The 14,434-nt window shown below is 69.7% G+C and carries 12 protein-coding genes; 8 read left to right on the top strand and 4 right to left on the bottom strand.

From position 1 onward, the window contains the following. Positions 1–166 precede the first annotated feature (166 nt). The 5 genes from prpB (at position 167) to pulA (ending at position 10,035) form a co-directional block, all read left to right on the top strand. Complete coding sequence (prpB, locus tag B2K11_RS17205) at positions 167–1,066, top strand: methylisocitrate lyase (RefSeq protein WP_163620113.1); 900 nt, start codon at positions 167–169, stop codon at positions 1,064–1,066. A gap of 103 nt (positions 1,067–1,169) precedes the next feature. Beyond that, positions 1,170–2,360, top strand: a complete 1,191-nt coding sequence (locus B2K11_RS17200; protein ID WP_163620111.1) for a bifunctional 2-methylcitrate synthase/citrate synthase — start codon at positions 1,170–1,172, stop codon at positions 2,358–2,360. A 4-nt stretch (positions 2,361–2,364) separates the two neighbouring features. Beyond that, a complete protein-coding gene (locus tag B2K11_RS17195; RefSeq protein ID WP_163620108.1) occupies positions 2,365–2,817 on the top strand; it encodes a hotdog fold thioesterase in 453 nt (150 codons plus the stop codon). 110 nt (positions 2,818–2,927) lie between these two features. Continuing rightward, a complete protein-coding gene (locus B2K11_RS17190) occupies positions 2,928–4,106 on the top strand; it encodes a thiolase family protein (protein WP_163620106.1) in 1,179 nt (392 codons plus the stop codon). A 196-nt stretch (positions 4,107–4,302) separates the two neighbouring features. After that, the gene (gene pulA / locus B2K11_RS17185) at positions 4,303–10,035 is read left to right on the top strand and encodes a pullulanase-type alpha-1,6-glucosidase (RefSeq protein WP_163620105.1); all 5,733 of its coding nucleotides are present in this window, start codon (positions 4,303–4,305) and stop codon (positions 10,033–10,035) included. A 49-nt stretch (positions 10,036–10,084) separates the two neighbouring features. On the opposite strand, the gene B2K11_RS17180 is transcribed toward pulA, so the two are convergent. From B2K11_RS17180 to B2K11_RS17165, 4 genes are all read right to left on the bottom strand, one after another. Further along, entirely contained in the window at positions 10,085–10,516 is a 432-nt protein-coding gene (locus B2K11_RS17180; RefSeq protein WP_163620103.1) for a hypothetical protein, read from the bottom strand. After that, on the bottom strand, positions 10,513–10,860 hold the full coding sequence (locus B2K11_RS17175) for a hypothetical protein (protein ID WP_163620101.1): 348 nt from the start codon (positions 10,858–10,860) through the stop codon (positions 10,513–10,515). The genes B2K11_RS17180 and B2K11_RS17175 overlap by 4 nt, the downstream gene beginning before the upstream one ends. A 15-nt stretch (positions 10,861–10,875) precedes the next feature. Next, positions 10,876–11,244, bottom strand: coding sequence for a VOC family protein (locus B2K11_RS17170; RefSeq protein WP_163620099.1), 369 nt, complete (start codon positions 11,242–11,244; stop codon positions 10,876–10,878). A gap of 68 nt (positions 11,245–11,312) precedes the next feature. Next, positions 11,313–11,489: a hypothetical protein gene (locus tag B2K11_RS17165; protein WP_163620097.1), complete on the bottom strand. Its 177-nt coding sequence runs from the start codon at positions 11,487–11,489 to the stop codon at positions 11,313–11,315. A gap of 200 nt (positions 11,490–11,689) precedes the next feature. Between B2K11_RS17165 and B2K11_RS17160 the strand changes: the two genes are divergently transcribed. From B2K11_RS17160 to mmsB, 3 genes are all read left to right on the top strand, one after another. After that, positions 11,690–12,082, top strand: a complete 393-nt coding sequence (locus B2K11_RS17160) for a YciI family protein (protein WP_163620095.1) — start codon at positions 11,690–11,692, stop codon at positions 12,080–12,082. A 203-nt stretch (positions 12,083–12,285) separates the two neighbouring features. Then, positions 12,286–13,449 carry an acyl-CoA dehydrogenase family protein gene (locus B2K11_RS17155; RefSeq protein WP_204260173.1) on the top strand — a complete coding sequence of 388 codons (1,164 nt, stop codon included), beginning with the start codon at positions 12,286–12,288 and terminating at the stop codon, positions 13,447–13,449. 41 nt (positions 13,450–13,490) lie between these two features. Then, positions 13,491–14,390, top strand: a complete 900-nt coding sequence (mmsB, locus tag B2K11_RS17150) for a 3-hydroxyisobutyrate dehydrogenase (protein WP_163620091.1) — start codon at positions 13,491–13,493, stop codon at positions 14,388–14,390. Positions 14,391–14,434: the final 44 nt, after the last annotated feature.

Here is a 14,434-nt window from a genome sequence, read left to right as displayed (position 1 = left end):
CGCTCGTGCCTCGCTCGCTCCTCGCTCGTTCCTCGCTCGCTCAATGACCGCCGTTCGGCGGTCGTCTCGCTCGTTCCTCGCCCGCTCAACGACCGAGAGAGGTTGCGGTGAGCGAGGGGGCGCCAGCGACCGAGACGAACCGCCCCGAGCCGATGAGGAACGTCTGATGCTGTACTCACAGGTACCCGCGCACGAGAAGCGGCGGCTGTTCCGCGAGCGGCTCGCGACCGGCGAGCTGCTGCGCTTCCCCGGGGCGTTCAACCCCCTCAGCGCGCGGCTCATCGAGCGCAAGGGTTTCGAGGGCGTCTATATCTCGGGCGCGGTGCTCAGCGCCGACCTCGGCCTGCCCGACATCGGCCTCACGACCCTCACCGAGGTGGCGGCCCGCGGTCAGCAGATCGCGCGCATGACAGACCTGCCGGCGATCATCGACGCCGACACCGGGTTCGGCGAGCCGATGAACGTCGCCCGCACGATCCAGACGCTCGAGGACGCGGGCCTCGCGGGAACGCACATCGAGGACCAGATCAACCCGAAGCGCTGCGGCCACCTCGACGGCAAGTCCGTCGTCGACGAGGACACCGCGATCAAGCGCATCCGCGCCGCGGCCGACGCGCGGCGCGACCCGAACTTCCTCATCATGGCGCGCACCGACATCCGGGCTGTCGAGGGGATGGATGCCGCGACCCGGCGCGCGAAGGCCCTCGTCGACGCGGGGGCCGATGCCATCTTCCCCGAGGCGATGCGGACGCTCGAGGAGTTCGCCGCGATCCGCGCCGCCGTGGACGTGCCGATCCTCGCCAACATGACCGAGTTCGGCAAGTCCGACCTCTTCTCGGTGGACCAGCTTCGCGACGTCGGCGTCAACATTGTGATCTGGCCGGTGTCGCTCCTGCGCATCGCGATGGGTGCGGCATCCCGTGCACTCGATACGCTCGTCGAAGACGGACACCTCACCGCGAAGCTGGGTGAGATGCAGCACCGGGGCGACCTCTACGACCTCATCGACTACGAGCAGTACAACCACTTCGACCAGGACGTCTTCAACTTCCAGATCGAGCGCTGATCATGTCCCGAACTCCGCGTTGCATGTCCCGATTTCGGTCACTCCCGCACCCGCGGAACGACCGATTTCGGGACATACCGCACTCCGAAGGAGAGCAGTCATCATGACCGAACCCGACATCAAGAAGGGGCTCGCCGGAGTCGTCGTCGACTACACGGCGGTCTCGAAGGTCAACCCCGACACGAACTCGCTGCTGTACCGCGGGTATCCGGTGCAGGAGCTCGCGGCGACGCAGTCGTTCGAGGCCGTCGCCTACCTGCTGTGGCACGGCGACCTGCCGACCGAGGTGCAGCTGGCACAGCTGCGCGCCACCGAGCGGGCCTACCGTCACCTCCCGGCTGATGTGCGTGCCGCGATCGACCTCGTGCCGATCGACGCGCACCCGATGGACGAGGTGCGCACGGCCGTGAGCCTCATCGGCGCCCGCGACCTCGCGGGCACCGGCTCGGTGCTCGAGGTGAGCGGCAGCGCGGAGGAGAACCTGGCGCGCAGCGTCCGCCTGTTCGCCGTGCTCCCCGCGATCGTCGCGTACGGGCAGCGCCGCCGGCGCGGCCAGCAGCCGCTCGCGCCGCGCGACGACCTCGACTACGCCGCCAACTTCCTGTGGATGACGTTCGGCGAGGAGGCCGACGACGTCGTCGTCGACGCGTTCAACCGCTCGATGGTCCTGTACGCCGAGCACTCCTTCAACGCCTCGACGTTCACCGGCCGCGTGATCGCCTCGACGCTGAGCGACCTCTACTCCGCGGTGGTGGGCGCGATCGGCGCGCTCAAGGGACCGCTGCACGGCGGCGCCAACGAGGCCGTGCTCCACATCTTCGACGAGATCGGCACCGCCAAGAACGTCGGGCCGTGGCTCGATGAGGCGCTCGCCGAGAAGCGCAAGATCATGGGCTTCGGCCACCGCGTCTACAAGCGCGGCGACTCGCGCGTGCCGACGATGAAGGCGGCACTCGACACCCTGGTCGAGCACTACGACCGGCCGGATGTCGCGGCGCTCTACGACACCCTCGAGTCGGAGTTCGTCTCGCGCAAGGGCATCTACCCGAATCTCGACTACCCGTCCGGACCGGCGTACAGCCTCATGGGCTTCGACACGCTGACGTTCACGCCGCTGTTCGTGGCGGCGCGCGTCACCGGCTGGACCGCGCACATCATGGAGCAGCTCGCCTCCAACGCGCTCATCCGCCCGCTGTCGGCGTACAACGGCCCCGACGAGCGCCACATCGACGGCTACGTTCCGGATGCCGCGACTCTCGCCGCCGCCGAGCGCGACGAGGAATCTGAGGGCTGACCCGGTGACCCTGTGGCACGGTGCGGATGCCGTCGACCTCGGCGCGATGGCCGCGGGAACGCTCATCGAGAACCTCGGCATCGAGATCGTCGAGATCCGCGACGACGCCCTCGTGGGACGGATGCCGGTGGACCACCGCACGGTGCAGCCCGCGGGTGTGCTTCACGGCGGCGCCTCCGTCGCGCTCGCCGAGACCCTGGCGTCGTGGGCGGGCTACCTCGCCGTGGATCGCGAGCGGTTCCACGTCGTCGGGCAGGAGATCAACGCGAACCACATCCGCCCGATCTCGTCGGGATGGGTGACGGCGACCGTGACGCCGGTGAACATCGGCCGGCGCGTGCACGTGTGGGAGATCCGCATCGTCGACGCCGCCGGCAAGCTCGTGTGCATCTCGCGCTGCACCCTCGCCGTCATCGAGCAGCGCAGCACCTACGCGACGCCGGATACCCGCGGCTGATGACGGATGCCGCGGGCCGCGCTGATCGCCACCCGCAACCCGCGGCTGATCACGGATGCCGCGGCCCGCGGCACCTGGCACAGATTTAGGCTCTTGAGCAGGAGGTCGCCATGCCACAGGCCGTCATCGTAGACGTCGTCCGCACTCCGTCCGGGCGCGGCAAGCCGGGCGGCGCGCTGAGCGCGGTGCACCCGGTCGACCTCGTCGCCGGAATGCTCACCGCGCTGCTCGACCGCAGCGGCCTGGAGTCGCGGCAGATCGACGACGTGCTGATGGGCTGCGTCAGTCAGATCGGCGACCAGTCCCTCAACGTCGCTCGGCAGGCCGTGCTCGCCGCCGGCTTCGACGAGACCGTGCCGGCCGCGACGATCGACCGTCAGTGCGGTTCGAGCCAGCAGGCCGCCCACTTCGCGGCGCAGGGCGTGATCGCCGGCGCGTACGACATCGTGATCGCGGCCGGCGTCGAATCGATGAGCCGGGTGCCGCTCGGCTCGTCGGCGCACGGTGGCACCGTGTCGGATGGGGTCGCCCGACGCTACCCCGATGGCCTCGTCAACCAGGGCGTGTCGGCGGAGCTCATCGCGCAGCGATGGGGCTTCAGCCGCGAGGAGCTCGACGCGTTCTCGGCCGAGTCGCATCGGCGAGCGGCGGATGCCTGGACTCGCGGCGCCTTCGACTCGCAGGTGCTTCCGGTGCTCGCCGGCGCCGCCGACGCGGTCGCGTTCGACGAGACCGTCCGGGCCGGAACAACGGTGGAGTCGCTGTCCGGCCTGAAGCCCGCCTTCCGCACCGACGCGCTCGCCGCGCGGTTCCCCGACCTCGACTGGCGCATCACGGCGGGCAATTCGTCGCCGCTCACGGATGCGGCATCCGCTGTCCTCATCATGAGCGAAGAGAAGGCGGCCGAGCTGGGGCTGACGCCCCGGGCGCGCTTCCACTCGTTCGCCGTGGTCGGCGATGACCCGATGATGATGCTGACCGGGCCGATCCCGGCGACGAAGCGCATCCTCGAGCGCAGCGGCCTCGGTCTCGACGACCTCGACGCGTACGAGGTGAACGAGGCGTTCGCCTCGGTGCCGCTGGCGTGGCAGCGCGAGCTCGGCGCCGACCCGGCGAAGCTGAACGGCTGGGGCGGCGCGATCGCGCTCGGGCACGCCGTCGGCGCGTCGGGCACGCGTCTGCTCGGCACGCTCGTGGCCCAGCTCGAGGCGAGCGGCGGGCGCTACGGCCTGCAGGCGATGTGCGAGGGCGGCGGCATGGCCAACGCGACCATCATCGAGCGCCTGTAGCGGCACGGCTTCCGATGCACCGGGTGCAAGCGGTTGCGAGAACCGCCACCCGACGGACGCCTCGGCCCGCGGCATCCGCTGCATGAAAGCGTTCTCATGATGTAAGCGCTTGCAGTTCGCGTGAGTCCGCTGCTAGTGTCGGCCGCACATTGCGCCATCCAGGCACGTCGCCGTGCCGCCTCATCCAGGAGCTCCTGTGTCGAAGTCGACCTCAGCCCGTGCCCGCATCCTCGCCGCAGCCCTCACCGCAGCAGCGCTCATCGTGACCGGGGGAGCGGTCGCGATCGCCCCTGCTGCCGCCGCCGAGCGCACCTTCGCGCTGGCCGGCAGCCTGCAGTCGGAGCTGGGCTGCCCCGACGACTGGCAGCCCGCCTGCGCGGCGACCGAACTCGCACCGACCGAAACGGCGAACGTCTACGCCACCGAGTTCGAGGTGCCCGCCGGGTCGTACGAGTACAAGGTCGCCGTGAACGACGCGTGGGACGAGTCGTACGGGCTGAACGGCGGCGGCGACAACATCCCGCTGACCGTCGCCGGTCCCGCGACGCTGCGCTTCGTGTTCGACGACACCACCCACCGCGTCGGTGTCGAGGTGAAGAGCCTGCGCGCGGGGTACACCGCCGACGACGACGCCCTCGTCGCCGCTCCGGTGCGACAGCCCGGCAGCCAGGAGCAGTTCTACTTCGTCATGACCGACCGCTTCGCCGACGGCGACGCGTCGAACAACGAGGGCGGGCTCACGGGCGACCGACTGGCGACGGGGTACGACCCGACCGACAAGGGGTTCTACACGGGCGGTGACATCGCGGGCCTCCGCCAGAAGCTCGACTACATCGACGGCCTGGGCACGACGGCGATCTGGCTGACCCCGAGCTTCAAGAACAAGCCCGTGCAGGGCGAGGGCGTGAACGCGAGCGCCGGCTACCACGGGTACTGGATCACCGACTTCACGCAGATCGACCCGCACCTCGGCACGAACGCCGAGCTTCAGGCGCTCATCGAAGAGGCGCATGCGAAGGGCATCAAGGTCTACTTCGACATCATCACGAACCACACGGCCGACGTGATCGACTACGCCGAGGGCCAGTACTCCTACATCGACAAGGCGACGAGCCCGTACACGGATGCCGCCGGCACGGCGTTCGACCCCGCCACCCACGCCGGCACCGGCTCGTTCCCGACCCTCGACCCGGCGACCTCGTTCCCGTACACGCCGAAGTTCGCCCCGGGCGACGAGGACGCGAAGACCCCGGCCTGGCTGAACGACCCCACGCTGTACCACAACCGCGGCAACTCGACCTGGACGGGCGAGTCCGTCACGTACGGCGACTTCGACGGTCTCGACGACCTCATGACGGAGCATCCGACGGTCGTGAACGGGTTCGTCGACGTGTATCAGGACTGGATCGACCTCGGCATCGACGGCTTCCGCATCGACACCGCCAAGCACGTGAACTTCGAGTTCTGGGAGCAGTGGACCACCGAGGTGCTCGACTACGCCCGCGAGGAGAAGGGCAAGACCGACTTCTTCATGTTCGGCGAGGTGTACGACGCCGATCCGGTCAAGCTCTCGCCGTACGTCCGCGACACCGACATGTCGAGCGTGCTCGACTTCACCTTCCAGTCGTCGGCCGTCAGCTTCGCGTCGGGCAACAGCGCGAAGGGACTGCAGAGCCTTTACGCCGGCGACGACTGGTACACGACGCCCGACTCGTCGGCGACGGCCCTGCCGACGTTCCTCGGCAACCACGACATGGGCCGTGTCGGCTACATGCTGCAGTCGACGCCGAACGCCTTCGAGCGCGACCTGCTCGCGCACGACCTGATGTTCCTCGGCCGCGGCCAGCCCGTCGTCTACTACGGCGACGAGCAGGGCTTCGCGGGCACCGGCGGCGACAAGGACGCCCGCCAGACGATGTTCGCGACGCAGGTCGCCGCATACCAGAACCAGAACCTCGTCACAGGTGCCACCGCTGGCTCCGTCGACCGCTACGACGCCTCGGCGCCGATCTACGAGCGGGTCGCCGACCTCGCCGCGCTGCGCGAAGCGCACCCGGCGCTCGTCACCGGTGCCCAGATCGAGCGCTACGCCGACAGCGGCGCCGGCGTCTACGCCTTCTCGCGGGTGGACCGCGAGGAGAAGGTGGAGTACCTGGTCGCCCTCAACAACACCGCCTCCGACAAGACGGTGAACCTGACGACGCTCACCGACGGCGCGTCGTTCGCGCCGGTGTACGGCACGACGAACGGGATCTCGACGGATGCCGCGGCAGCGGCATCCGTCACCGTCCCGGCTCTGTCGGCCGTCGTCTACCGCGCCGACCGGCCGGTGACCGCTCCCGAGGCGCCGCTCGCCGTCACGGTGTCGGTGCCCGGCGCGGGCGCCGCCGTGACCGGCTCGGCGCCGGTCTCGGCCGACGTCGACGACTCGACCTGGACCGAGACGAGCTTCGCGTGGCGTGTCGTCGGCTCGGACGAATGGCACAAGCTGGGCACGGCGGAGGACACCGATCCCCGCGTGTTCCACACGGTGGGCGATCTCGCCGACGGCACGCTCGTGGAGTACCGCGCCGTGACGACGGATGCCGCCGGAGCGCACGCCGCCGCGTCGACCTACGCCTCGGTCGGCAACGCCGTGACGCTGGACGTGCCGGAGGAGCCGGAGTCGCCGATCTCGATGGTGACGGTGCCCGGCAGCCTCAACTCCGAGATGGGCTGCGCGGGCGACTGGGCTCCGGGCTGCGAGGCCGCGAAGCTCACGCTGCGCGCCGACGGCATCTGGGCCGGCACCTTCGACCTGGAGCCGGGCGACTACGAGTACAAGGCTGCGATCGACGGCTCGTGGACGATCAACTACGGCGCGAACGGCGTGCCCGGCGGATCGAACATCGCCATCACGCACGGGGGCGGCCCGATCTCGTTCTACTTCGACCCGCGGACGAACATCGTGCAGTCGACGGCCGAAGGCCCCATCGTGACCGTCCCGGGCTCGCATCAGAGCGAGAGCGGCTGCGCGGGCGACTGGGCACCGGACTGCCTCGCGAGCCTCATGGCCGACGGCGACAAGGACGGCGTCTACGAGCTGACCCTCGACCTGCCCGCCGGTGCGTACGAGGGCAAGGTGGCGCACGGCATGAGCTGGAGCGAGAACTACGGCGTCGGCGGTGCTCCGGGGGGCTCGAACTACTCGTTCACCGCCGAGGACGGCGTGCCGGTGCTGTTCCGCTACACCCTCGCCACCCACGTGCTGCAGATCGGCGACGGTCTTCCGGGCGTCGGTGAAGAGCGCGCGCACTGGATCGACGAAGAGACGCTCGCGTGGCCGGCCGACCTGGGCGCCGCCCCGGCCGAGGCGTCGTGGCAGCTGCACGCGTCGGCAGCGGCATCCCTCGTTCTCGAAGGCGGCGAGGTCACCGGTGGCGACGCGATCGACCTCACCCGCGTCGACGGTGACCTCACCGAGGCGCAGCAGGAGCGGTTCCCTGCCCTCGCGAGCTACGTCGCACTGCGCGTGACGGACGGAACGGATGCCGCGGCCCTGCTGCGCGGCCAGCTCCTGGTGTCTCAGCGTGATGCCGACGGCACCGTGCGGGCCTTCACCGGCGTGCAGATCCCGGGCGTGCTGGACGACCTCTACGCGGATGCCGTCGCCGACGCCGACCTCGGCGTCACGTTCACGAAGGACAAGCCGACGTTCCGCCTGTGGGCGCCGACCGCCCAGAGCGCGACGCTGCTCACCTGGGACGCTTCGACGGGCTCGGGGACCGGGAGCGGAGAACCCGTGCGTCACGAGGCGACGTGGGACGCGGCAGCCGGGATCTGGACCGTCAAGGGCGGGAAGGCCCTGAGGGGCGATGAGTACCTCTGGGAGGTCGTCGTCTACGCGCCCACCACGGGAGCGATCGAGACGAACCAGGTCACCGACCCGTACTCGGTGGCGCTGACGACCAACTCCGAGCGCTCGGTCGCGATCGATCTGGACGACAAGGACTGGCGCCCGAAGGGATGGGAGAAGACGAAGGCTCCCGTCATCGACCGCCCGGTCGACCGTGCGATCTACGAGCTGCACGTGCGCGATTTCTCGATCTCCGACGAGTCGGTTCCCGAGGGCGAACGCGGCACGTATCGGGCGTTCACTCGTGAGAGCGCCGGCACGGCGCAGCTGCGACAGCTCGCGGACGCGGGCATCAACACGGTGCACCTGCTGCCGACGTTCGACATCGCGACGATCCAGGAGGACCGTACCCAGCAGGCGGTGCCCGGCTGCGACCTGGCTTCGATGCCGGCCGACAGCACCGAGCAGCAGGCGTGCATCGAGCCGATCGTCGACGCCGATGGATTCAACTGGGGCTACGACCCGTACCACTTCTCGGTTCCCGAGGGCTCCTATGCGGTCGACCCGGAGGGTGGCGCGCGCGTCGCGGAGTTCCGCTCGATGGTCGGTGCGCTGCACGGCATGGGCTTGCAGGTCGTGCTCGACGAGGTGTTCAACCACACGTCGGCGTCGGGACAGGCCGACACCTCGGTGCTCGACCAGGTCGTGCCCGGCTACTACCAGCGTCTGAACGTCGCCGGCGGCGTCGAGACGTCGACCTGCTGCCAGAACGTGGCGACCGAGCACGAGGTGGCCCAGAAGCTCATGGTCGACTCCGTCGTGCTGTGGGCCCGCGAGTACAAGGTCGACGGCTTCCGCTTCGACCTCATGGGCCACCACTCGAAGGCGAACATGCTCGCGATCCGCGATGCCCTCGACGAGCTCACGCTCAAGAAGGACGGCGTCGACGGGAAGGCGATCTACCTCTACGGCGAGGGCTGGAACTTCGGCGAGGTCGCGAACAACGCCCTCTTCGAGCAGGCCACGCAGGGGCAGCTCGGCGGCACCGGCATCGGCACGTTCACCGACCGCCTCCGCGACGCGGTGCACGGCGGCAGCCCGGTCGACGCCGGCTCGAAGTTCTACCAGGGCTTCGGAACCGGTCTCGCGACCGACCCCAACGGCAGCGACCAGTCGGCGCCCGGTGATCCGTTCGCCGATCTCGCCCACAAGACCGACCTCGTCAAGCTGGGGCTCGCGGGCAACCTGCGCGACTTCTCGTTCACGTCGTCGGACGGCACGCTCAAGGCGGGCGACGAGCTGGACTACAACGGCTCGCCCGCCGGCTACGCGGACCAGCCCGACGAGGTCATCACGTACGTCGACGCGCACGACAACGAGACGCTGTACGACCTGGGCGTCCTCAAGCTGCCGGCCGATACGCCGATGGCCGACCGCGTGCGCATGAACACGCTGTCGCTGGCGACGACGACCTACGCTCAGACCCCGTCGTTCTGGCACGCCGGCACCGAGCTGCTGCGCTCCAAGTCGCTCGATCGCAACAGCTACAACTCGGGCGACTGGTTCAACCGCATCGACTGGACCGGACAGGAGTCGACCTTCGGCTCCGGCCTGCCGCGCGAGGCCGACAACGGCGACCATTGGGAGGACCTCCGGCCGCTGCTCGCCGACCCCGCGAACAAGCCGGGTGCGTCCGACATCGCCACGGCCGAGGCATCCGCTCTCGATCTGCTGCGCGTGCGCGACGAGGTGCGCCTGCTGCGTCTCGGGTCCGCCGAGCTCATCGGGCAGAAGGTCTCGTTCCCGAACAGCGGAACGGATGCCGCCCCCGGCGTCATCGTGATGCTCATCGACGACCTGGTCGGCGAGGACGTCGACCCGAAGCTGAAGGGCGCACTCGTGGTGTTCAACGCCGGCCCCGAGGCGACGACGCAGACGGTGGAAGCGCTCGAGGGGCGGAAGTTCTCGCTGGCGCCCGCGCTCGCGGACGGCTCCGACCCGGTCGTCAAGACCACGACCTGGGATGCCGCCAGCGGCACGATCACGGTGCCGGCGCGCACCGCCGTGGTGCTGGTCGAGACCCAGCGCCGCTGACCGTCCGGTGCCCGCCCGCCCAGAGGCGGGCGGGCACCGGGCCAGTTGGTTACGGAAGGGGGAGTTCGTACACCTCGTCGTAATCGCGGTAGGTGATCGTGACCGTGATGGGACGGTCGGTCAGCTCGTCGGGAAGCGCGAAGACGTGAGTGGTGGGCGACATGTCGGCCGTGCAGATGTCGTTGGGCGACGGGCCGAACTCGATGTGCACCGCGCCGGCGTCAGCCACCTCCGGCTCGGACGGGACCGGCGGGCAGCTGCCGCTGCCCATGGTGATGACCGCGAACTCGTCGTCGTCGATCCAGCCGGCGGCCGGCTGGCCGGTGAGGGGATCGGGGACGGGGCCGTTCCAGCTGTCGGGGATCCCCTGGACGGTGCTGGCGGCCCCGGATCCGTCGCCGGCGCATCCCGTGACCGCGAACAGGGCGAGTGCCAGTGACGCGATGAGCCCGGCGGTCGCCGGGGAGCGGCGCGGCGTCACAGGCTCAATCGGACGAGAAGCAGGTCAGCGGCGCGCGACATCACACCGAGTTCGTAGGGGACGACGACCAGGGAGATCACGGCGAAGATCGCGATCGTCGAGACGGTCGCGCGGCGGATGATGCGGTCGACCAGCAGCCCCAGGACCGCGGCGATGGCGAGCGTCGCCCCCGCTACGCTCGCGAAGGCCATGCGCACGTACGACTCGTCATCGGGCGTCGACCAGCTGGTGGTGAGCAGGCCGAGCATCACCGGCACGACGACGAGAGCGGCGACCAGCAGGATGGGGGCCGAGAAGCCTCGCAGGCTCGTGCCGGGCCGGGGCTTCGTCGCGACGTCCGTCATGGCGCGAGCCTAGCGTCAGAGCGAGCTTCCGACGCGGACGAGATTGCCGCTCCGATCGACGACGGCGAACTCGCGCATGCCGTACTCCGTGCTCACCGGCGCGTCGATGCGGCTGCCCGTGGCCGGGTCGGGCTCGACCGCATCCTGCCACTCCTCGAACAGCCGCTGCGCGTCATCCACGTAGAGATAGCACATCGACGACGTGCGGAGTGGATCGACGGACGGATCCTCGCTGAAATGCAGCTCGGCGGTACCACGGCCGATGATGAGGTACTGCCACTCTTCGGGAGGCGCTCCGCGGTTCTCGAACCCCAGCCTCTCGAAGAAGGCGAGCGTCTCACGCAGGTCGCGGCTGAGGAGGATCGGGACGGCGCGGTCATTCACAGGCGCAGGCTAGCGCGGCGCGGCCCCTTCCCGGCAGTGCCGAGAATGCGCGTGGTCAGAGCGCGTGGTCAGAGGGCGTCGAGGACGGCGGGGCCGAACACGGCGACGGCTGCGACGGCGACGCCGGCCGCCGCGACGGCGGCGATCGCGATGACGAGGATGTTGCCGCCGATCGTGAGCAGCAGCGCCACCGCAGGGGACAACTCGCGGTGCCGGGCGACGGGGATGGACGTGGTGCTGGCCATGCTTCGACGCTACGGAGGCGCCGGCCGGGGCGCGTCCCTCGCGAGTCGCATCCTGGTCCGCCGCGAGGATGATGCTCGTGCCGCGATCGCCCGCACTCCGCTGGAAAAAGATTCTCAGGAGAACTGTCGACATCGTCCGACCCCGTGCGACGACCCGAGTGAGGCTGGCGCCCGCCCGCCCGCAACGGAAGGATCAACGCATGAAGTACATGATGTTCGTCGTCACCTCGCTCGAGCCCGACGCCGAATCCGACGAGTCCGACGTCGACCTCTGGGTCGATCCCCTCGACGCCAGCGGCAAGCGCGTCATCGGCGAGGTGCTGGCCCCGCAGACGGAGTCCACCGTCGTGAAGGTGCGCGGGGGCAAGGTGCTGACGGCGCGCGGGCCGTATGTCGAGACCGCCGAGGTCATCTGCGGCTTCGACATCCTCGAGGTCGACAGCCTCGACGAGGCGATCGAGATCGCGTCGCGGCATCCGATGGCCCGCAACGGCCAGCTCGAGCTGCGCCCCTTCATGGTGTGGCCCGACACAGCGCCAGACGACGTTGTCGGGTCGTCGGCCCAAGACTCCCGAGCGCACGCGGACGCCTGAGCCGCGGCATCCGGAATCGCGAAAGGGTACATCTCCGCGCGTCGATCGCGCGGAAAATGTACCCTTTCGCGATTCCTTGAGGGCCCTAGCAGATAGTTGGAAGTCCATGTAAAATCGCGGACGTGCCACCGTCGGCACGATCGCGTTGATCAGGATGCCCCACGAGGGCGTGCTGCATCTCTGAAGGAGCAACGGTGTCCACCATCACCCCCACCTCGAGCCTCACGACTGAGGAGCGCGACGCGATCCTCGACGCCGTCCGCGATTTCGCGCAGAACGAGCTCGCGCCGCACGCCCTGGAGTGGGACGCGAAGTCCTTCTTCCCCCGCGACACGCTGCGCAGCGCCGGGGAGCTCGGGCTCGGCGGCATCTACGCCCGGGAGGACCTCGGCGGATCCGGCCTGTCCCGCTCGGACGCCGCCGCCATCTTCGAGGAGCTGGCGCAGGGCGACACCGCGATCGCCGCCTACATCTCCATCCACAACATGGTCGTGTGGATGATCGACACGTACGGCAGCGACGCGCAGCGCACGGAATGGCTGCCGCTCCTCACCTCGATGTCGGGCTTCGGCAGCTACTGCCTCACCGAGCCGGGTGCCGGATCGGATGCCGCGGCCATCGTCACCAGCGCGATCCGGGTCCCTGGCGAGAACGGTGGCGACGAGTATGTGCTCACCGGCGTCAAGCAGTTCATCTCGGGTGCGGGCGAGGCATCCGTCTACATCGTCATGGCGCGTACCGGCGAACCCGGGGCTCGTGGCATCACGGCGTTCCTCGTTCCCGCCGACGCCCCCGGGCTCTCGTTCGGCGCCATCGAGCACAAGATGGGCTGGAACGCGCAGCCGACCCGTCAGGTGATCCTCGACGAGGTGCGCGTGCCGGCGGCGAACATCCTCGGCGGCGAGGGCCAGGGGTTCAAGATCGCGATGTCGGCCCTCGACGGCGGGCGCATCAACATCGCCGCCTGCTCGCTCGGCGGCGCGCAGTGGGCTCTCGATCGCGCCGTGCGCTACGTGCACGAGCGCTTCACGTTCGGCGAGCCGCTCGCCGAGAAGCAGGCCGTCGTGTTCACCCTCGCCGACATGGCCACCGAGCTGCAAGCCGCGCGTGCACTGGTGCGGGGCGCCGCCGCGGCGCTCGACGCGAAGGCGCCCGACGCATCGCAGCAGAGCGCGATGGCCAAGCGGTTCGCCACCGACGCCGGCTTCACCGTCGCCAACCAGGCGCTGCAGCTGCACGGCGGCTACGGCTACCTTCACGACTACGGCATCGAGAAGGTCGTGCGGGATCTGCGTGTGCACCAGATCCTGGAGGGGACCAACGAGATCATGCGCATGATCATCGGACGACAGCTGCTCGCGCACTGACGATCGTCGATCGTTCCAGAACACCGACGAGGAGATCCGAAATGAAGACCGCATTCCTGGGGCTCGGCCACATGGGCCTGCCGATGGCGAAGAATCTGGCGGCAGCCGGTCACGAGGTGACGGGTTTCGACGTCATACCCGCCGCCGTCGAGACCGCACGGGCGGCGGGACTCGCCGTCGCGGAATCGGGAACGGATGCCGCCACCGGCGCGGACGTCGTCATCACGATGTTCCAGACCGGTGCTCAGGTGCTCGACGCCTACCGCGGCGAGGGCGGCGCCGCGGGGCTGCTCGGGGTCGCGGCATCCGGAGCTCTGTTCATCGACTGCTCGACGATCGCCGTCGACGAGGCCCGTGCCGCGCACGCGCTCGCCGAGGCGGCCGGGCACCGGTCGCTCGACGCCCCGGTGTCGGGGGGAGTGGTCGGCGCCGAGAACGCCACCCTCGCGTTCATGGTCGGCGGGTCCGACGAGGACTTCGAGGCCGCGCGCCCGCTGCTCGAGGCGATGGGCCGCCGCGTCGTGCACTGCGGCGGAGCGGGGCTGGGGCAGGCCGCGAAGGTCTGCAACAACATGATCCTCGCCGTGTCGCAGATCGCGGTCGCCGAGGCGTTCGTGCTGGGGGAGCGTCTCGGCCTCTCGCACCAGGCGCTGTTCGACGTGGCGTCGAACGCGTCGGGCCAGTGCTGGGCGCTCACCACGAACTGTCCGGTGCCGGGGCCGGTGCCCACCAGCCCCGCGAACCGCGACTATCAGCCCGGCTTCGCCGGCGCCCTCATGAACAAGGACCTCGGCCTCGCCGAGCACGCGATCTCGGCGACCGGCGTCGACGCGCGCATGGGCATGCTCGCCCGAGCGATCTACCAGGACTTCGCCGCCGGCGAGGGTGTGTCGCAGGACTTCTCGGGCATCATCAACACGATCCGCGCCGAATCCGCCTGACCCTGGGTGCCCCGACGCCCTCCGGTCCACCGAATTCCCCCTCC

Source organism: Microbacterium sp. B35-30, from assembly GCF_010634855.1.
Lineage (GTDB): Bacteria > Actinomycetota > Actinomycetes > Actinomycetales > Microbacteriaceae > Microbacterium.
Note: the sequence above shows the minus strand (reverse complement) of the source record. Positions and strands in the feature narration are given on the sequence as shown.